At 48.8% G+C, this 24047-nt stretch carries 18 protein-coding genes; 5 read left to right on the top strand and 13 right to left on the bottom strand.

Annotated elements, in window-relative coordinates; genetic code table 11:
• Positions 1 to 142 precede the first annotated feature (142 nt).
• Both MKY75_RS05225 and MKY75_RS05220 read right to left on the bottom strand, forming a co-directional pair.
• Complete coding sequence (locus tag MKY75_RS05225; protein ID WP_340884556.1) at positions 143 to 2287, bottom strand: glycoside hydrolase family 6 protein; 2145 nt, start codon at positions 2285 to 2287, stop codon at positions 143 to 145.
• Between the two features lie 549 nt (positions 2288 to 2836).
• Entirely contained in the window at positions 2837 to 4336 is a 1500-nt protein-coding gene (locus tag MKY75_RS05220; protein ID WP_340884555.1) for an alpha-glucosidase/alpha-galactosidase, read from the bottom strand.
• Between the two features lie 264 nt (positions 4337 to 4600).
• Here MKY75_RS05220 and MKY75_RS05215 point away from each other — a divergent pair, with 264 nt between their 5' ends.
• The 5 genes from MKY75_RS05215 (at position 4601) to MKY75_RS05195 (ending at position 11056) form a co-directional block, all read left to right on the top strand.
• Positions 4601 to 5446: a Cof-type HAD-IIB family hydrolase gene (locus MKY75_RS05215; protein WP_069010348.1), complete on the top strand. Its 846-nt coding sequence runs from the start codon at positions 4601 to 4603 to the stop codon at positions 5444 to 5446.
• Positions 5447 to 5675: 229 nt separating this feature from the next.
• Positions 5676 to 6674 (top strand): substrate-binding domain-containing protein, encoded by a 999-nt coding sequence (locus MKY75_RS05210; protein WP_340884553.1) that lies wholly within the window; start codon positions 5676 to 5678, stop codon positions 6672 to 6674.
• On the top strand, positions 6671 to 8086 hold the full coding sequence (locus MKY75_RS05205; protein WP_039269403.1) for a sensor histidine kinase: 1416 nt from the start codon (positions 6671 to 6673) through the stop codon (positions 8084 to 8086). The genes MKY75_RS05210 and MKY75_RS05205 overlap by 4 nt, the downstream gene beginning before the upstream one ends.
• Positions 8087 to 8090: 4 nt before the next feature.
• Positions 8091 to 9428 (top strand): response regulator transcription factor, encoded by a 1338-nt coding sequence (locus MKY75_RS05200; RefSeq protein ID WP_209950045.1) that lies wholly within the window; start codon positions 8091 to 8093, stop codon positions 9426 to 9428.
• Between the two features lie 227 nt (positions 9429 to 9655).
• Entirely contained in the window at positions 9656 to 11056 is a 1401-nt protein-coding gene (locus MKY75_RS05195; RefSeq protein ID WP_340884552.1) for a sugar porter family MFS transporter, read from the top strand.
• A 108-nt stretch (positions 11057 to 11164) separates the two neighbouring features.
• Here the strand turns inward: MKY75_RS05195 and MKY75_RS05190 are convergent, their stop codons facing one another.
• The 11 genes from MKY75_RS05190 to nifE all read right to left on the bottom strand — a co-directional run bounded on the left by MKY75_RS05190 (position 11165) and on the right by nifE (position 24013).
• Positions 11165 to 12076, bottom strand: coding sequence for an AraC family transcriptional regulator (locus tag MKY75_RS05190; protein ID WP_340884550.1), 912 nt, complete (start codon positions 12074 to 12076; stop codon positions 11165 to 11167).
• Positions 12077 to 12223: 147 nt separating this feature from the next.
• Positions 12224 to 12883 carry a TetR/AcrR family transcriptional regulator gene (locus MKY75_RS05185; protein WP_069010342.1) on the bottom strand — a complete coding sequence of 220 codons (660 nt, stop codon included), beginning with the start codon at positions 12881 to 12883 and terminating at the stop codon, positions 12224 to 12226.
• Positions 12876 to 14075 carry an MFS transporter gene (locus MKY75_RS05180; protein WP_069010341.1) on the bottom strand — a complete coding sequence of 400 codons (1200 nt, stop codon included), beginning with the start codon at positions 14073 to 14075 and terminating at the stop codon, positions 12876 to 12878. Before MKY75_RS05180 ends, MKY75_RS05185 begins: the two co-directional genes overlap by 8 nt.
• Before the next feature lie 143 nt (positions 14076 to 14218).
• Positions 14219 to 14875 (bottom strand): DJ-1/PfpI family protein, encoded by a 657-nt coding sequence (locus MKY75_RS05175; protein WP_039269397.1) that lies wholly within the window; start codon positions 14873 to 14875, stop codon positions 14219 to 14221.
• Between the two features lie 319 nt (positions 14876 to 15194).
• Positions 15195 to 17033, bottom strand: a complete 1839-nt coding sequence (locus MKY75_RS05170) for an ABC transporter ATP-binding protein (protein ID WP_340884547.1) — start codon at positions 17031 to 17033, stop codon at positions 15195 to 15197.
• A complete protein-coding gene (locus MKY75_RS05165; protein ID WP_340887067.1) occupies positions 17014 to 18750 on the bottom strand; it encodes an ABC transporter ATP-binding protein in 1737 nt (578 codons plus the stop codon). Before MKY75_RS05165 ends, MKY75_RS05170 begins: the two co-directional genes overlap by 20 nt.
• Before the next feature lie 245 nt (positions 18751 to 18995).
• Positions 18996 to 20132 (bottom strand): homocitrate synthase/isopropylmalate synthase family protein, encoded by a 1137-nt coding sequence (locus MKY75_RS05160; RefSeq protein WP_340884546.1) that lies wholly within the window; start codon positions 20130 to 20132, stop codon positions 18996 to 18998.
• Positions 20110 to 20874, bottom strand: a complete 765-nt coding sequence (locus tag MKY75_RS05155; RefSeq protein WP_340884545.1) for a HesA/MoeB/ThiF family protein — start codon at positions 20872 to 20874, stop codon at positions 20110 to 20112. Before MKY75_RS05155 ends, MKY75_RS05160 begins: the two co-directional genes overlap by 23 nt.
• Positions 20875 to 20968: 94 nt before the next feature.
• Positions 20969 to 21358, bottom strand: coding sequence for a NifB/NifX family molybdenum-iron cluster-binding protein (locus tag MKY75_RS05150; RefSeq protein ID WP_069010336.1), 390 nt, complete (start codon positions 21356 to 21358; stop codon positions 20969 to 20971).
• Entirely contained in the window at positions 21355 to 22662 is a 1308-nt protein-coding gene (nifN, locus tag MKY75_RS05145; RefSeq protein ID WP_340884543.1) for a nitrogenase iron-molybdenum cofactor biosynthesis protein NifN, read from the bottom strand. Before nifN ends, MKY75_RS05150 begins: the two co-directional genes overlap by 4 nt.
• Positions 22652 to 24013: a nitrogenase iron-molybdenum cofactor biosynthesis protein NifE gene (gene nifE, locus MKY75_RS05140; RefSeq protein ID WP_340884542.1), complete on the bottom strand. Its 1362-nt coding sequence runs from the start codon at positions 24011 to 24013 to the stop codon at positions 22652 to 22654. Before nifE ends, nifN begins: the two co-directional genes overlap by 11 nt.
• Between the last annotated feature and the right edge of the window lie 34 nt (positions 24014 to 24047).

Genomic DNA, 24047 nt, shown 5'->3' with positions numbered 1-24047 from the left:
TTCATTATACACAATTTCAATGCTTATTCCCTTGGTCATCAAATTCTTTATTCGAAGACGTAAAAGAAGGCTACGACAGTTATGCCGTAGCCTTCTTTTACTACTTTTCAATCACTCAAGGGGCACATGTTCTAGCCGAATCCTAAGGCTCGATTCCCCACACCAGCTTATCATTGTGGAACAACGTTACTTTGTTCCATTCTGCATAAGAGGTTTTAGTTGGATCAAAGGAATAATCATTGGATTCGTTCAGGTTAGACCAGTCGCTATTGTTCATGCGGATCTGAATATCACCTGTTTGCGCTCCAGCAGCGAGCGTGCCGGCAGCAGCACTGAAACCAATTTCAATATAGTTGTCTGTAATGGTGCGCAGCACGTTATCATTGCCTACTTGCGCATAGTCTACTGTGGATTGCAGCTCTTGGCTGCCATCCTTCGTAAAATAGTAACGGATTTTCAGCTCACTCAGCTTCACGGGTGTTGTGCCTTTATTTTTCAGGTTAAGGAAAGGCTTAACTGCGTTATTCGCTGGGTCGGTGTCCCCGGCCCGGTACATTACAACCAGATCACCCGCTGGTTCTGTTGGATCAGTCGGTGTACCTTTAGGTTCAGCACTTACCGTTGCAGAATCCTTACTTGTTCCTTTCGCATTCGTAGCACTTACAACATAGAAGTAAGTTGTTCCGTTCGTCAGTCCCTTATCTGTGTACTCTCTTTCTGTTACAAGAGGGGCAACGGCTGTAAAAGGACCTGCTTCGCTAGTGGCACGTTTTACCGTGTAGCTATCGGCACCAGTAGACGCACTCCAAGTCAGCGTCACTTGAGCATTACCAGCTACGGCCTTTAAGCCAGACGGTACAGCTGGAGCTGTAGGCGCTGGGTCCACACCACCAGTGGAAGGCACGATTGCAGGGTACGCATTTTGTACCAGCATCACAAACTGATCATGGAACCAAGCTCCTGAAATAGGTGCATTCGGCAAAGCATCTGTTAATGTGCCATCCTTGGTTGTATAGGTAGGATCACACATACGGTCAAAGCCTTTACCCTCATCGTTCGGAATGAGTGAGCTGGAACCATCGGAATCACCCGGAGGTTTCGCCCAGACATAGGCATCGATATGGCCAGCTGGAGCCGTTTGTGGCGGTGTTCCCATACCTGCTCCGCTGCTATTACACCAGTTACCACGGTGCGAACGTTTGTCCACACGACCTGAGTTTACATAGGAGTTAATATCATTGCCGACTGCGGAAGTCGGACGGTTAGGTCCTCCCCATCCATTACGGCCGGTATCAATTAACATGCCGAGCGAGCTTGGCCAGCCTGCATTGACAAAATCTCTATGCAAGGACTCAGCGAAATCCGATTCATCGAAATTAGGATTCCATTCGTAGAATTTGGATGATTTGATCGGCTGCCCGCCAATATTCAGGTTGGGATCAGGCAGATTCGGTTCTGTCAACGGTGAAGTATTGGCTGTATTCGTGATAAAGCCATCCACACTGGACAAACCTTTGCTAGTATCTTTGAAGATAGTTGTAAACAGAGATACCGTTGCTGTACGGTTGTTATCCCAACCTAACCAACCAGAGTGACCGATATCCACGTATTTGTACACATTCGGAATCTCGTTCAGCTTATTCATTGTGTATTTAACGCCAGCCTCATAAATTCCTGTAGATTTGGCTTGTCCACATTGGGGAGTATCCAGATTGGTTACCAGATTTGGCAAACTGTCCGGTTCAATGATCGCTACGATGCGAATATCCTTATATTTGGGATTCGCAAAAATAGAAGCGATTTTGTCAATATAATCCTTTTTGTACGTTTCCAGACCTGCCTGAGTCAACGGCAATTCACCATTGGAAGCCAAGGCATGACAATCTCGTCCGGGCAGATCATACACAATGAATTCCGCCGTAATCGGCATGTTGCCTTTCTTTTGCGCCAATACTTGGTCCAAATGCGCTTCCAAGCCAAGCTTGCCCCCACCACCGTTAATAGCAGCAATACGATCAAGCCATACGGCTGTCGGGAACGTTTTGACCGTTTGCATTTTTGCTTTCAGATTGGCATCCGTAATTTTGGCAATCGATGTGTCGACACTAGCCGCATAATCAGGGTTAACATATTTTGTCGCTCCTTGGTAAGGATTATCGACATGTGATTCTGCATGTATTTTATCCGTAAATCCTGCACCTGGTAGAAAGCTGCTTGCGACGAGTGATAGCGCAAAAGCATACTTCATTCCTTTACGAAGCACTTGCTTTGTTTTCAATTGCTTCACCTATCTTTCCGTGGATTTTGTTGAATCTTCCTATGTCGGCACCTGATTGTTACATGATTAATTGTGAGTTACGCCTACTCTACTCTCTCCAAAAAAAGTGGCGTTCATAGTTGCGAAAGGTAAGCGCTTTCTATTTGTGCATGCGCTCACATTTTCCCCTTTTTGTCACCTCCTATGTTAGATTATAGTGAGCTGGAAATCTGCTGTAAATTGAATAAATTAAGGACTACATTATTAATTAGGCATATGAATTGCCACCCTAGTGGTTCATCACGGCCCCTCTTTTTCTGAAGTCGGTTTCTTCATTTGTTGAACATCCCTGCTATAACAAGCTTTCGGGAGATTTAGGATCGACGGCAAAAGAGCAAATTCATAAAAAGCAAGACCGTATTCTTTAATTTCCGTCAGCCTAAATCGACAATGATAAACTCCAGCACGCCAACTATGCCAAATCGTTATATCTATCGACAGCAAAAGGGTGTTTTCAGGCCCTCATGACCGTGAAAACACCCTTTTATTGTTGTGAAGTCAATCTCTGCCCTTGTTGTTCTACACTTTTTCGCGATCCTTGCCCTTGTCGGATTGTCCTGCATTTTTATTGGCGGCATCCCGATCCAGTTGCATTTCTTCAACCGTCTTCGCCTTAAGTCGTGCTGCTCCCTCATAAGGCCGGGTTGGAATCAGATCGCCTGCAGCCAAACGTTGGCGCGCCTCGGCAATCGCTGCTCCGTATTGCGGCAGCCATGCTTCCTGTGCCACTAGCATCTCATCGACCATCTGCCAAATTTCTTTGGGATTACACACCGCGCCCACTAACGGGTCCATCATAAACGCTTGCCGAAGTAGCATGTCGTCACCATGTACAGCTGCTTCGACAGCCAAACGCTGGACGGAAATACTTACATTGCAGACGGCAGCAGGACCGAGCGGAAGGTCTCCTACATGTGGCATGGAGATACCATTCCGATCCACATATCCAGGCGCTTCAATAATCGCATCGTCCGGCAAATTGGAAATCACACCGTTATTAACGACATTAAAATGCCCCCGGTATACACGTCCGGTTTCCAGACCTTCGATAATGTATGAACCATGCTCTTCACCACGATTTTCCGCCTTGTACTCCAATGGGTCTTCTTTCATCCAGTTGGGGAAATCTGTTTCAAACCAATTACGTCCTTCTGTACATACACGCAGATAGCCGCCTGTTTCTCCGTTGATCCAGCTGCCTAGATCAATCCAGTCCATAATCTCATTCGGACGCTTCCGGTACCAAGGTACATATTCACTTAGATGACCATTCGACTCTGTGCTGTAATAGCCAAAACGGCGAAGCATGTCGATGCGCACCTTTTCGGTACGGCTATATTCGGGATGTTTTTCAAAAGCCTCCAGCAGCCCGGCTGTCAGATCCTTGCCTTCATGTGACGCCTGAATGTACCACGTCTGGTGATTGATTCCGGCGCACACAATGTCCACATCCTGCTTCTCCAGACCATACACCTCGGCAATTTGGTGATGCCCATGCTGTACGCCGTGACATAGACCGATTGTACGCACACCGCTGTATTTATTACAGGCCCACGTCATCATTGCCATGGGGTTCGAGTAGTTCAGCAGCAATACATCCGGTGCACTTAGCTCGCGGATATCCTTGCAGATGGCCAGCATTTCAGCAATACCACGCTGACCGTACATAATCCCTCCTGCACACAGTGTATCGCCCACGCATTGATCCACGCCATATTTCAGTGGAATATCCACATCGGTTGCAAAGCCCTCCAGCCCGCCAACCCGGATCGTACAAATGACGTATTTGGCATCCTTTAAAGCTATCTTACGGTCCGTAGAGGACTGTATTTGTATGGACAAACCATTCTCGCGAATATCCCGCTGGCACAGCTCAGTAACCATATCCAGATTGTGCTGACTGATATCCGTAAAAGCCACTTCAATATCATTAAATTCCGGCACCGATAACAGATCTCGCAAAATTCCACGGGTAAAACCGATGCTTCCTGCTCCAATAAAAGCTACTTTAAATGACACGGCATTCAACCTCCGGTAATTAGAATGGGTATATACCGTCATTGTAGCAATAGGCCTGTGGAAAGCGTTATCAAAATCATGACCAGTTTCGTATTTAGGTGTCAAAAATCCTAACTTTCGCGTGATCAGAGGGTTTCCCATTTCCATTTTGATCCATCCCGTTTCTCTCTTTCTATCTAGTGTTTTTTCAGTTCAATATGTACTTTAAGTGCGGTAAATGTAGTAACATAAAAGAAAACATTGGAGAGCAAGGAGCAGCCTAAGATGAACAAAAAGATTATCTTTTTAGATATAGATGGAACGCTAGTGAATGATGATGGTATGATTCCCGAATCTGCAAAAACAGCATGTATCGAAGCGAGAAAGAACGGACATCTGATTTATTTATGCACTGGCCGATCCAAAGCGGAGATTTATGATTTTATCATGGAGGTCGGTTTTGACGGGATCATCGGAGCTGGCGGGGGCTTTGTAGAAATCGAAGGTGAGATGTTATATCACCACAAAGTATCGGATGAAGATGTTAGACATATGGTCGATTACTTTGATGAACATGATTTGGACTTTTATTTGGAATCGAACGGGGGACTGTTTGCGAGTAAAAACTTTTTGCCCCATGTGGAACGGCTTATCTACGGAGATGTAGACAATGATCCCGTGGCCAGAGAAAAAAAAGAACAACGCCCGCATCCTTTTATCACCGGCCTAACTATAGGAGAGGACAACCTGTACCGTAGTGACGTGAACAAAGCATGTTTTTTGGAAAATAAAAATGTTCCTTTTGAACAAATCAAAAAGGAATTCGCAGGGAAATTTGAGGTTATTCAATGTACTGTATCTGCTTTCGGGCAAGACAGTGGTGAGCTAATGGTTCCCGGTATTCACAAAGCCGTAGCTATTGAAAAGCTTATTGAGCATTTGGGAAGATCCCAAGAAGACACCATTGCTATCGGAGACGGGATGAACGATGCTGAAATGATTGAATATTGTGCCCTAGGAATTGCCATGGGAAATGCCAAACCGGGCCTCAAAGCCATTGCAGATGACATTACGGATGCTGTGGATGAAGATGGACTGTTTCACAGCTTTAAAAAGCATGGTCTGATTTAGTGAGGTTATTTTTATATACTTAAGCCCCTGCAGCAGTTTCTGGACTTAAAAATGTCCTAATCCTACTGGTAGGGGCCTATCTCCAATGCTATCTTTCCACGGAATTCATTTAGTGTCTGCTCGACTTCCATCTCCTCAATAATCGCGCTTATGCTGGCGATAGCTGCCTACGCTTCTTTGGCTACTGTATAATGAGTTAAGTCTCTAAATATTTACAAAGGAGCAAGACATGTCAAACCGTAAATGGACATTTATCCTTATCCCGGTCTTCCTGCTATTTGCCTGGCTGCTCTTTCAGTTCACTCTGTCTTCCTTTCAAATCCACCAATTTGCAGAACAATTGAAGACGGTTTCACCAAACGACGGGGGTTCCGATACAAAAGTGGTATTGATATCGCAAGAGCTAGACAATTATTACTGGCGGTCCATTGAACAAGGAGCCCGAAAAGAAGCGGAACAGTACGGTATGCGGCTCGATTATATCGGTCCAGACCGCATTAATCCGTCCGAGCAGATCAAACTGCTGGATAAAGCGATCGCTGCCAAGGCGGATGCAATTCTGGTTCAAGGGATAAATGATCCGGAGTATCGACGATTAATCGACAAAGCAGCCGGACTTGGCATACCTGTCATCGCGATCGATACGGACGAACCGGACTCCCGAAGGCTGGCTTACGTCGGAACGGATAACGAAGGAGCAGGAAAACAGATGGGCGCGCTATTAGCGAAAGCCTCTGGAGAGCGTGGCGACATTGGAGTTATGATCAGTAGCGAGCACGTCGAGAATCAGCGACTCAGGCTTGCCGGATTTCGCTCCGTGATCAGCCGCTATCCCAATCTCCACATTGTGGAGATTCGCTCCTCAAATATTTCACGGCTTCAGGCAGCCCAGCAAGCTCAAAACATGCTCGCCCGATATCCGCAGATCCGCTACATGGTCGGATTCAGTGCGCTGGACGGCCTTGGCATTCTGGAAGCCTCGGAACGGCGCGGAGCGCAGAACTTGCAGATTTTCGCTTTTGACGATATGGCTGAGACGTTGGAAGCGATCAAAGATCGCAAAATCGAACTGACCCTTGTTCAACAGCCAGAAGAAATGGGGGCTAAGGCCATAAAATTGCTGAATGATTATCTAAAGGGGAATGATCCCCAGCAATTAACATACACCAGGGTATATGAAGTGCATGCGGACACTCCCGACAACATGTCCGGAGATGACAGACGATGACGATCAGAACGAAGCTGCTTCTGTTCATCCCTCTTCTAGTTGTGTTCGCCAATATCATCGCTTATTTTGTATTCCAAAGCGGAAAGGTCGTACAACAGAGCTACGATGAAATGCTTGGCCGCATTCTCCTCATCGAGCAAACCTCCGAATCGGCGGAGAGCAACTTAAAGCTCCTATATGCCTATCTGCTTAATCCAAGGGACGATAAGGCTATGCAGGGTCCGACAGAATACCAATTAATGCAGTTGAAAGGCAAAATCCAAGAAGTCTCCGACTCGACCGACCCTTCCTTCGCCGAGGAGGACTACGTGAATTTGTTGACCACATTTCTTGAACAGAAACAAGCCGCAGTTCTGGATGCAAATACACAAGATCCTCAATCGGCTTTTGAACATTATATTGAAGCGGAGAAAACCGTCAGCTATATTCATGAGGAGGGACAGCGACTGATCGATGCTGAACTGGCCTATTACCGGCCGATCATCGAGAACATTCGGAACAAAAATGAGCGAATGAACGTTTTAGGAGTGGCATTGTTCGGCATGAACGCGCTGATGGGGGTTTTGCTTGCAATCTGGATCTCGCGCAGCATTACTGGCCCTGTCGGCAGACTTGTTGGACTGGCAAAGCGAATCGCTACAGGTGATCTGAATATCAAGCCCCCACCGCGACGGGATGACGAGCTAGGCGTACTGTCGGACGCCATTTCGCAAATGTCCGCCGATTTGAGCATCCTCATTGAGAAGGATAAACAGAGTCTGGAAATGCGGCGGCTTGTGAAGGAACTGGAGCTTCTGGCTCTGCAAAATCAAATTAATCCGCACTTTTTATTCAATACCTTAAATGTGCTCTCCAAGCTGGCGATCCTGGAAGGGGCGGAGAAAACCAGCGACCTGATCGTTTCGCTGTCCAATCTACTACGGTACAGTCTGCAGAAGCTGGACAAACCCGTAACTCTTCAGGAGGAACTGGATCATATTCGCGAATACGTGACCATTCAGCAGGCGCGCTTCCGGGACAGAATTCTCTTTAATCTGCACTTTGACGCTTCCGTTCTTCAGCAGCAAATTCCGGCCTTGACGATCCAGCCATTTATTGAAAACGCTTTTCTTCATGGTGTGGCAGATATGGAGGACGGAGCCATTATCACGTTGACGTTGTCGCGAGCGAACGAGGATGTACAAATTGAAATCTCAGACAACGGAAAGGGTATGACGGAGGAAACCCGACTGTCCGTGCTCCGTCTTGAAGGCAAAGTCGAAAGTGACAGTTCAACAGGACTTGGAATGCAAAATGTGTTTAGGCGGCTGCAGTTGTTCTACGGAAAAGAAGGAATGGTTGAAATCAGTAGCAGTACCGGACGAGGTACTACCATAACCATACGAATTCCAGTCAAGAAGGAGAGTGAGTAGACTGATGTATCGGTTGTTAATCGCGGATGACGAGGCTTTAGAGAGAGAAGGACTGGAATTGACAGTGGAACGGGCGATGTCGGGGATATTCCGGTTTATTCATGCCGGCAACGGTCGCATGGCGATTGAATGTGCGGAAGAGCACCGCCCCCATATTGCGATTCTGGATATCAATATGCCCGGAATCGACGGGCTTGCAGCGCTTCGTGAATTAAAGGAGCGGCTTCCCGATACCCGATTCGTGCTCGTCACTGCCTACGATTATTTTGCCTATGCCCAGAAGGCGCTCTCTTTGGGCGTAAAAGAATATATTCTGAAGCCGGCGAAGCGAGAACTGATCATCGGCACACTGAAACGACTGATTGAAGAAATTGAGTGCGAGAAGCGAGCACGTACGGAAGAATTGGAGCTTAGGCACAAAATCTCACAGCTGATGCCGCTCGCAGAAAATGAGCTGGCTTTAATGCTTATGGTCGACCAGACAGTGGATTCGAGCGCTTCCCAGCTAGCAGAATGGCTGGACTTTCCTCTTGATCAGGGAAGCGCCATCATTGCCGCCTTTGACGGATATACGGACGAGCAGGATAAAAAGAAAATTTACGAGCATTTCCGAAGCTATGTAAAAACACATGGCCCGAATGCCATTGTAAGCTCCCTGATCGACCATCATGTAGCCACTTTTTTATGCAAGCCGCCTGCCACCAGCGAAAACGACTGGCGCCAGTTGGTTAAACACCTCGTTCAGCAGCTCTCCGAGCTTGCCCACCAGCAACTTGGCATTAAGACGGCCATTGGAATCGGATCGCTGCATAGCGGCGAGGAAGGACTTCGCAAGTCCTATTTCGAAGCCGTTTTTGCCTCCACCCTACGCAAGCGGGATGGAGGTTACTGCCACTTTGACGAACTGAAGTCGTCAGAGGCTGGAAACGCTTCTGTGCTTGCCGTCAAAGCGGAGAATGGAATGCTTCAGCAGACGTACGTCATGTCAGCACTGCAACGGATACGCGAACAGCGGGAGGTTCAAACACTGACTATGCTGGGCAGAGCGAAAATGTATATCGAGGAACGATTCAACGATGAGCTTTCGCTGGAAGAAGTGGCTGATTTTGTCCATTTGAATCCCCACTACTTCAGTAAAATTTTCAAACAGGAATACGGAGAGACGTTCATCGACTTCGTAACCCGGCTACGGATTGATAAAGCTATTTCTCTGATCAAGGAGGGTAACCTTGCTCTGAAAGAAATCAGCTTTGAAGTGGGTTATAAGGACCCAAACTATTTTAGCCGTGTCTTTAAGAAGATAACGGGGGTTCCTCCCACTGAGTTCAAAAGCCAAAAATAGTAGAAATTCATCCATGCCGACCATCGGCATGGATTTTTTTAAGCTCGAATGACAAGGTAATGCTAGATTTGGCTCCTCCGTCTCCAATTCGAGAACCGAAGCCAAAATCGTGCGTGAAAAGGTCCGTTTATTGAAGACGATAACCGGCCTTTCTTTTATAAGCGCATGTTATACTTCTCCTCGAAGAACGGAATGAGGTTCTAGGAATCTGGAGGGGAGATGATTATATGGGAGTAATCATTCATAATGAAAGCGCTCAACAGAAAGCGCTTCAATCAGAAAAACCCAATATGCTTTTCGTGACGCTGGTATCCATCGTAGCTGCGCTTGGAGGGATATTGTTCGGTTTTGATATCGCGGTCGTTTCGGGAGCAGTTGAATTCCTACAGCAGCGTTTTTCGCTGAGCGAATTTCAGGTTGGTTGGGCGGTGTCGAGTCTGATTGTAGGGAGTATCACGGGAGCGGCTCTCTCCGGCTACATGAGTGAAAGGATCGGTAGAAAAAAGGTATTACTGGCCGCCGGATTTTTATTCGTCGTCGGCTCGATCTGCTCTGCGCTTCAAGACTCGTTCACCGGGTATGTTATCTTTCGCATGATCGGCGGCATTGGCATAGGCATCACTTCCACCGTTTGTCCGGTGTACAATGCGGAGATCGCTCCTGCCAAATACCGCGGCCGTTTGGTTGCTTTAAATCAGCTGGCGATCGTAACGGGCATTTTCCTGGTTTATTTTCAGAATTCGTGGATCGTCAGCATGGGGGATGAAGCCTGGGGTGTCTCAACAGCCTGGCGCTGGATGTTCGGAGTGGGAGCCGTTCCAGGACTGATCTTTATGCTCTTGATGCTCTTCATACCCGAAAGCCCGAGATGGCTTATTAAACAGAATCGGCCTTATGAAGCGTTGCCGATATTGCTGAAAATTCACGGTGAAGAAGCCGCTAAGCAGGAAGTGCTTGATATCAAGGAATCATTCAAAAATGAGAACAACTCATTGAAACAATTGTTCGCTCCCGGTATTCGGGTCGCTCTCTTTATCGGTGTCATGCTCGCCATTATGCAGCATATTACCGGCATCAATGCCATTTTGTACTACGCGCCGGTTATCTTTAAAGGAATGGGACTCGGTACGGACGCTTCTTTGACCCAGACCATCTGGATCGGGTTGATCAATGTGTTGTTTACCATCGTATCTGTATGGCTGATCGACAAAGCAGGACGAAAAATCCTGCTGATAATCGGCACCTCGTTAATGACCTGCTGTTTGGTCATTATTGGAGCCGCATTCAAAATGGGTTTGACCACCGGACCGCTCGTACTCATCATGATATTGATCTACGTGGCCTCCTACGCTATATCGCTTGGGCCAATCGTATGGGTCATGATCTCTGAGATCTTTCCGAACCGCATTCGCGGCAAAGCTGTAGCCATCGCTTCGATGGCACTATGGGCCGGTGATTATCTGGTATCGCAGGCATTCCCTCCTCTGCTGAGTTCAGCCGGTCCGTCCAATACCTTCTGGTTATTCGGAGCCATCTCGTTATTCGTCGTAGTCTTTATATGGCGCAAGGTTCCCGAAACCAAGGGGAGATCACTTGAACAGATGGAAAATATGTGGCTTGGGAAATGACCCAACTTTAGCTCTCAAGAAGCCCCGACACATGTTATAATGCTTTAAAATACACGCCCTCTGAGTCATACCGACCTAAATCGGCAATGGTTCAGAGGCTTCTTATTATCAGCTCCCTTCCTCCTCGGCATAGTTCCTCACATTGCGCTCCACAGCTGAGCGGTATTCTACAGGGGTTTGGCCTGTGTGCTTTTTGAACAGCATATGAAAATACTGCCTGCTGGCTACGCCTACATAATCGGCAATTTCTTGAATGGGAATGTCCGTTTGCTGAAGAAGCATACGGGCCTTGTCCATTCGCAGCATTGTTAAATACGCGGTGAGTGTTAGCCCCGTATGTTTTTTGAAAATACGGTGCAAATAACCTGGGTGCAGATTCACGGCCGCCGCCATGTCCTTGACCACAATCTCTCGATCATAGTTCAGATGGAGAAATTCAATGCATCGTTTGATGTACATATCCGTTTGCTGCGTGTTGCTACGCTCTGCCTCTTCCCGTAGACGTGCAATTCGTACTAGCAATTGCATAAAAAGCATCTCTGCCATTGCACCCGGCTGTTCTTTTCGTTGGTCCAGCTCCAGCACGAGACTTTTCAGCGCATAATATACCTCTTCCGGGTCCGATAGTACCAGATACGGGAACGGACGTGACATGAGAGTCGTGACCTCCTGCTCCTCCGTTGCGATTTGTCGGATAGACGGCCCTACCCTCACCCCTTCCGTAAAACCAAACTCTACATTTAGCATCCGGCACGGTTGTTCTCCTTCCACCACCAGTCGATGCGGTACACCTGCGTCCAGCATAATAAACTCGCCTTTACGCAGCGTGATGCTTTCTTCCGTGTTCTCTCCCGTTTGTACATCTACCCTGCAAAAGCCGGAAATCATGTACATAATTTCAGTGGAATGATGATCGTGGTAAGACATCGTATAGTCATGCCATTGCTTGTAATAGTAAGCAAAAAAGCGGGGAATATAATCCCCGTCACGCAGCCGTGGCTCAAACAGACTTCCGTTCATCCCCGCACCTCCGTGAAATAGATAAGGCTAATATGGCAAGTATATGTAATCGCTCTATTTTCACAGTTTAGCAGACTGAGCCGTGTACTTCTATTTCACACCATTGGACGATCTATAATCCTTTGGAATGTAGCAGGCGACTTCTACCTAAAAGGTAGGGGATTCATCACTTTCTGGACTTAAATACTGAATCAACATCCCCACAAATCGGTTAGCAATTTCTATATCCTCAAGTTCGTTATTCCGTTCGTCCTTGGACGTCAGACTCATTTTCTGGAGTATACCCATCATAGACGTGAAGATAAAATGAGCGGTCTTCAAGGGCTCCGTGTCGGACTTTAATGATCCATCTTGGAATCCAGCTTCCAGAGCATCCATCAGGAAATGTCGTTCCTTTTCCCGGCTAACAAAATTGTTGTACTGTTCTTTGAGTTCTTGATTTGAATCATAAGCTTCGTAATGCAGATCGAATAAAAGAATAAACTTGATGTATTCCGGATGTTGCCAAGCGTAATTAATCCATGCATCAAGCATCGAAGTAAGCATCTTCTTCCCGCTCATTTCAGCTGAAGGTGCCCTTCTAACAAATTCGGTCATGCTCTCAAGGATTTCCATCTGGACCTCAAAGATCAGTTCGTTCATGGACTGAAAGTGCTTATAGAATGTGACCCGACTTACACCAGCCACGTTGCATACATCCTTAATATTAACTTTGAGAAAGCTTTGCTTCATAAAAAGTTCCTTCGCAGCCGCAATGAGTTCTTCCCGATTTTTGTTTTTTAAATTCTGGTGCCAGTTCTCAGTCATTCACAACCATCCGTTTCTTATTTTTCGATTTTTGTAAGGTTAAGAAAAGGGCAGATGCAAGGATAAGTGCACCAAAAATATAAGGAATATGAATGTGTTTGTCAAACAACAAGCCCGCTAAAATGGGTCCCAATATATTGCCTAGGCTGGTATACGTCGTATTCAATCCAGCGGCATATCCTTGGCGATCACCAGCTGAGTTCGCGATCATTGTACTTACCGTTGGTCTTAGGAAGGCATTAAAAGCAAAAAATAGAGCAGATACCGCCAGCAAATAACCTAGATTAATCTTAATGATCATTAACAGTAAAGCGATGGCTGTCATGATCAAAGAAAGACGTATAAGCTTCATCTCACCAAGTCTCTTGATGAGATAATCAAGTAGCCATATCTGCACAACGATGCCTATAATTGCACCAACCGTAATGATCATTGAGATTTTAGTGGCATCAAAACCATATTTTCGTTCCACAAAAAGAGCATACACTGTTTCGTAATTCATCAAACCTAATGTCATGATCAGAATGAGGAGAAGATAACGAAAATAGGATGTCCGAAATGAATTTAGGATTTGGTTGCGAATGGGTTCCCGGCGGACCCAATGGCTAGCGGGTTTTCGTTTTTCCTTGGGTAATGTCTCTGGCATATACAAGCTAAGCAGCGTAGCAACAAGTCCAAGTCCACCAGCAAAAAAATAGGGCACCCTTATGCCAAACTCAGCGATCATACCGCCTAACCCCGGACCAAGCACCATCCCCAAATTCATGGAAGCACCCAAGTACCCCATTCCTTTAGCGCGAGTTTCAGGAGTGGTAATATCAGCAACGTAGGCCATATTGGAAGGAACCATTAATCCAATACCCATCCCCCCAATAAATCGGGCAATATATAAAAGGGGCAATGTCGTAGATACAGCAAACATGAGATCCGAAATGACCGTTAAAAACAGACCGGTGATGATCATGGATTTTCGACCCCATCTATCCGAAAGCTGCCCACCTAGGGGCGAAAAAATAAACTGTGCTGCTCCAAATGCGGCAATAAGATACCCCGCAGCAGCTCCTGCCGCATTAAATTGTTTCAGATATTCAGGCAGAATGGGAATCACCATGCCTTGACCCAATAAAGCAATAAACAAATTCAGCATCAGAATGAAAAGCGGAAATGTAGCAGACTTAGGTAAGCTGCTCATGTTTGTAACCCCCTCCAACCCTTTACACTATGTAACCCTTTACTATGTGTAAACTATATTAGTTGAAATAGGGGGCATTGTAAATAAAAATACAAACCTATTGAGCCTAGCTAATACCGAAAAGAGATCTTGTTATTCTTGATTTACACATGAGGCTCCCTTTTTGCAAACTCTTGTAACATACCTCTTATTTGTTCTACCAATATAGCAGGTGCTTTCTTGGGTGAACCCGTGTCAAACGGAGGCTGAGGATCGTATTCCAAAATCAGCTGGACTCCTTTACTCATGTCTTCTCCCAATTCCCATGCTATTAGCTGGAGTGCCATATCAATACCAGAGGAGACACCGGCTGCTGTAATGATTTTGCCCTGACGAACCACTCTCTCATCTGTTGGAATGGCTCCAAGAGATTGAAGCAGGTCTAAGGAGCCCCAATGACTGGTGGCTACGGTTCCATTTAACAAGCCTGCGGCGCTCAAAATCAGAGAGCCATTACAAACCGACGTGGTCCATTTCGTAGTTTCATGTATTTGGCGAATCCAGTTTAACGTTTCTTCGTCATTCATTGGAGTTTTATAATTTGGCGGACTGCAGCCTGGAACAACAAGAATATCAGCTGAAGGTACTTCAGAAAAACTGTAATCGGCATGCAAATAACCCATATTTGAGTCCAGTTTGACTAACCCTTTTTTCTTAGCGACAAACTTCACTTCACATTTCAGTGTAGCAGCAAATACATCATATGGACCTATGGCATCTAATGCTGTGATTCCATCGAAAAGCATGATTGCGATTTTCATGATGACTCTCCTTTGAAGTGGGATTTTATTCTTGCACACCCATACTAACATACATATACGGGGTATGGGTATATTTAATTTTGTGAAAACACTGCTCGGCTTTCTTCATAGACGATATTGCCCACAACCAGAACAGTGACCTTTTGAAGTAATAATACGCTTACCAGCGTAAAAGCCTCTGCCCTCAAGGGGGTATGTTAATTTCAAACATCTCTTGTCACCAAAAGGCATACTTAAAAAGGGCTACCCCCAGGGTAGTCCTTTTTAGCATCATAAAGCTTCTACATCTTGCCTACAAATCTGTGAATCGAGAGCCGGCTTAAGAGCTTTGCTTACTCAATTGACCATAATATAAATCACTGTAAAAGCCTTTGTGAGCCAGCAGCTCATCATGAGAACCCTGCTCCTCCAGACGGCCATCCTTCAAGACCAGAATCCGGTCAGCCAGACGAATGGTATTCAGCCGATGTGCGATGACGAAACTTGTTCGACCCTGCATAAGCCGCTCCAGTCCTTCTTGTATCTTCATCTCAGTAATGGTGTCGATGCTGCTGGTTGCCTCGTCGAGTACAAGAATGGAAGGGTTGGCCAAAATAGCACGGGCAATAGCCAGCAGTTGTTTTTGCCCTTGACTGATGCCGCTGCCGTTCGCTTCCAGCACCTTGTCGTATCCGTCCTTCATCCGCATGATAAAGGAATGGGCGTTGGCCAGTTTCGATGCTTGTTCAACCTCCTCATCGGTGGCGTCCAGTCTGCCGAAACGGATATTTTCACGAATCGTCCCCTGAAACAGGAAGGAGTCCTGTAGCACAAATGCCATGCGGGAGCGCAAGCTTTCACGCTGTATGGTGGTAATATCGCGTCCGTCCAGCGTAATCGTGCCCTTGTCGGGGCTATAGAATCTAGAAAGGAGCTGGATCAGTGTCGTTTTTCCTGCCCCGGTCGGACCGACCAGCGCGATCATTTCACCGGGTTTGGCTTCAAAAGAGATACCTTCCAGTGTAGCACTTCCCTCATCATAACCGAAGGAAACATCCGTAAACCGCACCGCCCCCTCCACATGCGCTACCTCCACTGCGCCGCGTTCATCCTTGGACTCTTCATCTTCATCCAATATTTCAAATACACGCTCAGCTCCGGCAATAGCAGACAGCAGGGTGTTCCACTGGTTAGCCAAATCGTTCAGCGGTCTGGTGAACTGGCGGGCATATTCTACGAATACAATAATTGTACCTATAGTAATGGAGCCGCGAATGGCCAAAATCCCACCGATCCCCGCTACAATAGCAAAGCTGAGATTATTCAGTCCATTCATCAGCTTCGGTATAAAGCCTGAAATCGTTTGTGCCCAGAAGCCCGACAGCCGAATACGGTCATTGCGCTCGCCAAAACCATGGATGACTCTCTTTTCCTGCGAAAATGCTTTAATAATCTGCTGCCCGGACAGCGTTTCTTCGATGTATCCGTTCAGTTCGCCCACATTCTTCTGGCGTTCCTTATATAAGGGCCCGGTGCGACGTGTAATCCAGCGCATCCCGGCAGCCATCAGTGGCACTACGATAAAGGTCAGCAGGGTCATCAGTGGGCTTAACCACAGCATCACCGTGAGTGTACCGATTAGCGTCAATATGCTCGAAAAAATCTGAATGGCGGAGCTGTTGAGCGTAGAACTGACATTTTCGATATCATTGGTCAGACGGCTCATGATCTCTCCCTGCTGACGTTTGCCATAGAAAGGAATCGGTAGTCGATGCAAATGTGAAAACAGATCGAAACGCATACGGTACACCGTCTCTTGGGCAATCTCAATCATCCAGATATTTTGCAGCCAGGAGGTCAGCGAGTTCAGTAGATATACAGCCCCTAATCCGATGAGAAAATAAATCCACGTGCGTCCACCCGGACCTTCGAGAAAATCATCCACCGCTACACCAACCAGATATGGACCCAGCAGAGCCAGCCCGGAGCTGAGCAGCACCATGAACAGTACCAGCATCAGTTTGGCCTTACGACGAGCCAGATAAGCCCATATCCGTCCTAAGGTGCCAGACCAGTTTTTCGCTTTGGCCTTGCGGCGTCCTTCAGCTCCCGCCGGATTTCGCAGCACACCGGACGGCGGTGTAGGCTGACAGAACGGTTCAATGAGTTCCTTGAACATGCGACTCCTCCTTTCCATATTGTGATCCATAGATACGTCGATACAGATCCGAGCTATCCATGAGATGCTTATGACTTCCGCTTGCCATCAGACGACCCTCATCCAGCAGTAAAATCTGATCTGCCGATGCGGTCGAGCTGATTTTCTGCGTAATGAGAAATGTCGTACAGGACAGGCCATCGAGTGCATTCAGTAGTGCTGCCTCCGTCCCTACATCCAGCGCACTTGTGCTGTCGTCCAAAATCAGCACTGCCGGCTGGCGTACCAGCGCGCGGGCAATCGAAAGTCGCTGTTTCTGTCCGCCAGACAGATTGACGCCACGCTGCCCGAGCATCGTATCATAGCCTTGCGGCAAGCGTTCAATCATACTATGGATTTGCGCCATGCGTGCGGCTTCCTTAATTTCCTCCAGGCTGGCATTCTCCAGCCCCCAAGCAATATTATCCCGAATCGAGCCGGTGAATAGCAGTACCTCCTGAGGGACATAGCCAATGGCCTCTCGCAATATGGACGCATCCAGTTCACGAGCGTCCTTTCCGTCAAAGCGCACATGACCTTCATCCTCTTCATAGAGACGCGTAATCAACTGCACAAGTGAGGATTTTCCCGAGCCAGTGGCCCCCATAATAGCTATCCGCTCGCCCGATTGCGCTTTAAAAGATATTTCCTTTAGGACAGCCAGATCACTGCCCGGATAATGAAAGCTCACCCGGTCCATTTCCACCTGTCCCTTAATCCGTGTATGATGTGTTGAAACAGGCTCCAGCCCATGCCTATCTTCATTAGAAGTTTCCAATATCTCTCGGATCCGCCCCGTAGATGCAGTTGCCCGGGAAAACACAACAACGATACCTGATAAGGCAGACAAGGCTCCAATCGTCCGCAGTGAATAATTGACGACTGCGACCACCTGTCCTACACTGGCATCCCCAGTGTAAATTTGGCCGCGTCCGAACCAAAGTACTGCAATAATCCCTGCATTCATCGTAAACAAAATGAACGGCATCGTCGTTTCCGTCCAGCGTAGAGCGGACACCGTCCCTTTCATCAATTCGCCTCCGTAATGGGCGAAACGTTCGATTTCATGCCGCATCCGTACAAAAACCCGGATGAGCCGGATTCCTGTCAGGTTCTCCTGAATCACTCCGTTAACGTCATCCAGGCGACGCTGGACACCCTTAAACAAAGTGACCGTTCGCCGCATCATCACCAGCACAAACACGAACAGCACCGGGGCCATAACCGCCAATAGCAGCCCAAGCCTGAAATGTACAACCAGTGCCATCACAATACTGCCGATGACTACAAGCGGAACCCGTGTCATAAACCGCAGGCTCATAAACACCGTATCCTGTACTTGCGTGACATCCCCGGTCAGGCGCGTAATCAGCGACGAAGTGGCAAAACGTTTAAACACAGGATACGAAAAGGATTGCACTTTACGGTACAGCTTTTCCCGCAAATCATAGCCGAAGCCCTGACTTGCATGTGAAGCAAAAAAAGAGCTGGATATCCCCGCCATAAAAGCGATAACGGCACTGCCCACCAGTACACTGCCCCATAACCAGACGACGGACAAATTCTGTTGCCGAATGCCCTCATCTATGATTTTGGAGATCAAATACGGCTGCGATAACTCTACCGTCAATTCCAGCAACATCATCACGAGTGCCGCGATGGCTGGAACCCGATATTTTTTTAGAAAAGAGAACATCATCCCCACAAGCATTCCTCCAATTGCCCATAGCCGTCCTTCCAGATCAGCGTGTAATGGTTATAAGATTCGAACCTGCCTGCTGAAAAAACCATATATACGCACTTTATACAGCACTATATTTTATTATACCCTTCTGAACGGCTTCGTTTAACCGGCAAATTGGAGACTCCGGTTGTGAAATTAAAAGATATACAAGAAAGCGTTCCAGTCACGGTCACACTTACCGGACGGGAACGCCTTTTCGGTTATTTCGGCAGCTCTGCCGGATAATACTGCAGCCAGCGCCTTAAATCTGCGCTATGGATGACACGCTTGGGATCTTCACCGACGAGGCGAAGCCTTTCCAGCAGGAAGTTGACTTCACCGGAGCCTGCCGCGATTCCTTCCTGCTCCAGCATATATTGAACTGCACTTCTGCCCGAATGCTTGCCGAGTACGAACGAATGGTCCGTTCCCAGCTCAGTCGGATCAAGGGCCTGATAGGCAGAGCGCTCCTTTAGCAGACCGTTGATATGTATGCCGGATTCATGGGCGAATACCATGTCTCCCACAATTGGCTTGCCTTCGGGAATGATTCGGTTGGAGGCTTGGGACACCAGTGCAGCCAGCGGGTTCAGCAGTTCGGGACGGACGCTGCAGGTTCCTTGATATAGGTCCCTCCACGACATCACCACCTCTTCCAGCGCCGTATTACCTGCCCTTTCTCCAAGTCCCGACACCGTGGTACTGGCCCAGACAGCTCCCGCCTGCAAAGCTGCCAACGTATTGGCAAGCGCGAGGCCATAATCATTATGACAGTGAATCTCAAGCTCCACATCCTGCGGCACGCGCGATACAAACCTGTCTATACGGGCAGCTATGGCAGCAGGATGATGAACGGACAGCGTGTCGGCATATCTGAAGCGCCGGATACCATCCCTGTAGAGCTGATTCGCCAACTGCTCAAGGAACAGGTCATCTGCCCTCGAAGCATCCTCAAAGCCTACGGAAATAGTCATTCCTTTACACTGACCGTAATCGACAGACTTGCGGATCAGTTCCGTCACCTGCTCAGGATTCATACCCAGCTTGGCCTTCATCTGCACCATCGACACGGGAACCGAAATATGGGCCCAGCCGACACCTGTCGATTCAGCTGCATCAATATCTGAGAACACCGCGCGATTCCAGGTCATTAGCTTCATCTGAAGTCCAAGAGCAGCAATTCTGGCAATAGACCTGCACTCCGCCTTTCCCATTGCCGGAATTCCGATCTCAGCCTGCTCCACCCCCGCCGAGTCCAGCATGATGGCAATTTCAGTCTTCTCCTCGGCCGAAAAGGCAACGCCCGGAGCCTGTTCTCCGTCACGCAGTGTCGTATCACAAATATGCAACTGACTCATCTGTATCCCCTCCCGTTCCGCAACACAGACAGCGTGGGTTGCGCTTGACCGCTATGGTACAGCTGCTCATATCCAGCACATTCATACGGTACATGCGGTCAGTGAACAGATTACCCGCATCTGTAATCCATTTGACCGCTTCCAGTGCAGCCATGCAGCCAATCAAGCCGGAGGTCGCTCCCAGGACCGGGAATCCCAGAGGTTCCCAAGGCTGTCCGCCTTCCGGGTAAAGACATTCCAGGCATGCCGTCTTACCGGGCTCAATGGTCATCAATGATACTTCATAGGCGTACATGGCCGCTTCTATCATCGGTCTGCCATGTCGAACACATAGTCTGTTCAGCGCATATCTTTCCGGAAAGTCATAACGTGCATCAATCACAATATCGGCCGCTTCTACCCATGATCCAGAGGATTCTTCCGTGATTCTGTGGGCGTGGCCCTCAAGCTCCGTCTCCGGATTGATACGATGCAAATGCTGTAATGCCGTCTCCATCCGTTCCTCCCCGATTCGTCCGCTGTCCATCAGCACCTGCCGGTTCATATCGGGCAGATGGATTATGCCCTCATGGGCCAATATCAGCTTTCCTACTCCGGCAGCGGCCAGGTACATGGCCGCTGTCCCTCCCAATCCTCCGATGCCTGCAACCATAACAGTAGCCTGCTTTAGCCTGTTCTGACCTTCTACTCCCAACAGCTTCAACTGGCGTCCGTATCTACTGTCTTCCAGCAGCTGTACCATTCGTCCACCCCCTCCATGTGCGGCTCCCGCCTTTAAGATATTCGGTCCGCAGGATCTTGATAACTTATAGGGTTGCTCTTCCTTACAGGAGAGCTCATGATTCGGCTTTGCCGCTGCCCTCCTCAGCATGCAGGATTTTGGCAAGCCACATGGGCGGATTGCGAGCCAGCATATTCTGGAGACGCTGGACCTGCTCCTCAATGGTGCTACCGAAGGCCACCTTCACAGGCATAATGGTCCGTTTGGTAACCTGTGCGGCGGCCGAAGCGCCAATCTGTACCAGGAAGATCAAGGTACAATCCTCGATCAAGCCAATTCGGCTGGCAATCTTGCCCGCCTCGTTCTCATCGCTCCCCAGGGCTATCCGCCGATGCTCCAGGAACTGGACGCCTGAGTGCCGGATTTCAAATACAGTGAACATAGGACTCTGCCCAAAATGAGCATTCACTAGCACGCCGTCTTCCGTCGCAAATGCAACCTTCATCCTCCCCTCCCCCTCTCGGCAAGCAATACATTGCCCACCTTATTCACCCACTCCATGGTTCCACGGTATCCGACGCTTACGGATGTGTGGGCGCCTAGCTCGTCATACACCGGCAAGCCTGCCGGTACGAATGAGGCCCCAGCCCGTGCCGCTCCCTTTCTTCCATGTGAATTGCTGATCCACAAATCAACACCCTGCGCGCTCTCCTCTGCATCATCCAGGTCACCGATCCAGACTTCCCGTTCTGTCTTTTGCAGTGCGGGCGTGCTGCAGGGTGTAATTAGCCGCTTCAGTTCCACTCCCATCTCCTCCAGCCAGGCTGCGGTCGACAGCATATGATCCGGTTCTAGCGCCACTACAGCCGAAGCGCCGGAATAATAGAAATGGGCATCCAGCATGCTGTCCAACAGATTTTCACGCTGCCAGCGAAAGCGAATGGGGGCTGGCTCGCGGCTGATCTTCTGCAGAAAATGTATGAACGCATCGCTCGCGGCCAAGCCAAACAGACCAGCGAACAAGTGGTAGGGAATGCCTGCGGCATGAGTCAGCCTGCGCGCCGGCCGCTCCATGCTCGCGCCAATGGCAATGGTACAGGAAGACTCCAGCATCTGGCAGGCTGAATCTAGCGGAGTCCCCCCTCTTGTCAAAGGGGAGAAGCCTGTCAGCAGGTGACCGGACAAGGAAGTAGAGATATCGGGGAGCGTAATAACCTCCAGGCCGAAGGAAGCGATAATATCCTTGATTTCCATGACATCTCCGGCAGTCAGATGAGAAGCCGGCAGCAGATTGACCTGCATCCGGCGCTGTTTTCTGGGGGACTTGCCTCCGGCCAATCCGAGTACAGCATCCATTAGGGACTCTACTGTACTACTGTAGCCCGTCTCCAGAGAGCCGTGAAAATCAGGCAGCGATACAGAAAACAGCAGACTGTCTTTCAAGGCCCGTTCTCGCTTGAACGCCTTTACCCTGGACTGAAAATCAACGCCTGCCACCTCGGTGAGGGCTGTGCTGATGACGCCGATGACATCTGGATGGTGTTTGGACCAGATATGATCCAATGCCTCCTCCAGATTCCGGTCTGCATCAAATATAACGTCCATCTCTTGCAGTGCAGAGGTCTGAACGGCTATCGGCTCTCGAAAATGGCGAGTCAGCAGCGCCTTGGAGAAGGCCGAGCAGCCCTGAGCGCCGTGCAGCAGAGGCATTGAGCGATACATCCCCTGCAGAGCCAGCACGCCCCCCAAAGGCTGTCCTACCTTGAGCGGGTTGATACTGACAGGCTTCGTGGCGGATTTAATCGGCAAATTCCGTCTCCTCCTCCCATGGAGCTGGTTTGGCGGTCAGCTCCCACACCGGATGCTGCAGCGTATGCACAAGCTGTTTCGCCAGAGACAACAGCCCGTCATAGCCCGCATAGGCTTTGTGCCGCTCCTGATTGATGTCCACAAAAGGAATCTGTTCCTTAAGCGCCATATACATATTCCGGCCCCCGGCAATGACCATGTCTGCCTTGCGGCTCCGTACGGTTTTGAGAATCTGCCGGGCACCGCCTTCCGGGATGTATTCCGCATCATCCCCGATACGGTCAGCAATCCGGGATACATCCTCGGCAGTGCTCTTGTTCGTGCCTACACCTACCACCTTTATGCCCAGCTCCTGCAAAGCCGTAATGACAGACCAGCTCTTTACACCCCCGGTATAGAGCACTGCCCGCTTTCCTTTCAACTGCTTGCGATAGGGCTCCAGCTCCAGCGATAGCCTCATTTCCTCCCGTGCGGCCAGCTTATCCACCCGTCGCTCTACATCACGATCTCCGGTCAGATAAGCCATCTGCCGCAAGGAATAACTCGTCTCCTTTGCTCCATAAAATGAACCTTCAAAATAAGGAATGCCGTATTTACGCTCCATTTGGACTGCTAGGCCCAGCAAAGCTCGGCTGCATACGACCATGTTGGCCTTGGCACGATGCGCCCATCCCACCTCACGGAACCGACCGTCCCCGGTAATTCGGGACAGGATAGTCATTCCCGTCTGCTGCATCAGCCGCTCGATATGCCACATCTCGCCCGCAATATTGTATTCCCCGATGAGATTGATATCATGGGAGGTTGTCTGTTCCGGCTCGGTACTGCCGATAATATGCTGGAACAATACATCTCCGGCCAGCCGAGTCCCGAGATTCTTACTGCCCACAAATCCCGGACTGTTCACCGGAATGATCGGCGTCCCCAGCCGCTCCGATTCAGCCTTGCAGACCCCCTCGATATCTTCACCGGTGAGGGCTGTGACGCATGTGGTATAGACGAATACAGCGGGAGGAGCAAAACGGCTGACAATGTAGCGGATCGATTCATGCAGCTTCTGTTCACTACCAAAAATGATATCCTGTTCTCCAAGATCAGTAGTGAAGCCATACGCCGACAGCCCCGGGCCGCTGGACAGGCTGCCTCTGCTCTCCCAGCTATTGCCGAGACACGCAATCGGCCCGTGCACCAGATGAGCCGCATCTGCAATGGGGATCAGTGTAATCTGGGCCCCGTCAAAGGAGCAGCCACCCGAAGCCTCCCCCGGCACAGGCCGGGGACAGGGCGTGCTTTTGGGAATTTTGTTGCCGCAGGATATCTCCAGCCTTCCGTTAGACACAGCCGGCTCCATCCGCACACCCCCTTATTTCAGATAGAATCCATTG

The organism is Paenibacillus sp. FSL L8-0663, from assembly GCF_038008125.1.
Lineage (GTDB): Bacteria > Bacillota > Bacilli > Paenibacillales > Paenibacillaceae > Paenibacillus > Paenibacillus polymyxa_D.
This window is presented reverse-complemented; position numbering and strand designations above follow the sequence as displayed.

Bases quoted from the DNA above. Each gene is read 5' to 3' on its own strand.
- MKY75_RS05160 (WP_340884546.1), bottom strand. From the start codon at position 20,132: ATGAGTCAGTTGCATATTTGTGATACGACACTGCGTGACGGAGAACAG.
- nifE (WP_340884542.1), bottom strand. From the start codon at position 24,013: ATGGAGCCGGCTGTGTCTAACGGAAGGCTGGAGATATCCTGCGGCAAC.
- MKY75_RS05165 (WP_340887067.1), bottom strand. From the start codon at position 18,750: ATGATGTTCTCTTTTCTAAAAAAATATCGGGTTCCAGCCATCGCGGCA.
- MKY75_RS05205 (WP_039269403.1), top strand. From the start codon at position 6,671: ATGACGATCAGAACGAAGCTGCTTCTGTTCATCCCTCTTCTAGTTGTG.
- MKY75_RS05175 (WP_039269397.1), bottom strand. From the start codon at position 14,875: ATGAAAATCGCAATCATGCTTTTCGATGGAATCACAGCATTAGATGCC.
- MKY75_RS05200 (WP_209950045.1), top strand. From the start codon at position 8,091: ATGTATCGGTTGTTAATCGCGGATGACGAGGCTTTAGAGAGAGAAGGA.
- MKY75_RS05215 (WP_069010348.1), top strand. From the start codon at position 4,601: ATGAACAAAAAGATTATCTTTTTAGATATAGATGGAACGCTAGTGAAT.
- MKY75_RS05150 (WP_069010336.1), bottom strand. From the start codon at position 21,358: ATGAAGGTTGCATTTGCGACGGAAGACGGCGTGCTAGTGAATGCTCAT.
- MKY75_RS05185 (WP_069010342.1), bottom strand. From the start codon at position 12,883: ATGACTGAGAACTGGCACCAGAATTTAAAAAACAAAAATCGGGAAGAA.
- MKY75_RS05155 (WP_340884545.1), bottom strand. From the start codon at position 20,874: ATGGTACAGCTGCTGGAAGACAGTAGATACGGACGCCAGTTGAAGCTG.
- MKY75_RS05180 (WP_069010341.1), bottom strand. From the start codon at position 14,075: ATGAGCAGCTTACCTAAGTCTGCTACATTTCCGCTTTTCATTCTGATG.
- MKY75_RS05190 (WP_340884550.1), bottom strand. From the start codon at position 12,076: ATGAACGGAAGTCTGTTTGAGCCACGGCTGCGTGACGGGGATTATATT.
- MKY75_RS05195 (WP_340884552.1), top strand. From the start codon at position 9,656: ATGGGAGTAATCATTCATAATGAAAGCGCTCAACAGAAAGCGCTTCAA.
- MKY75_RS05170 (WP_340884547.1), bottom strand. From the start codon at position 17,033: ATGTTCAAGGAACTCATTGAACCGTTCTGTCAGCCTACACCGCCGTCC.
- MKY75_RS05210 (WP_340884553.1), top strand. From the start codon at position 5,676: ATGTCAAACCGTAAATGGACATTTATCCTTATCCCGGTCTTCCTGCTA.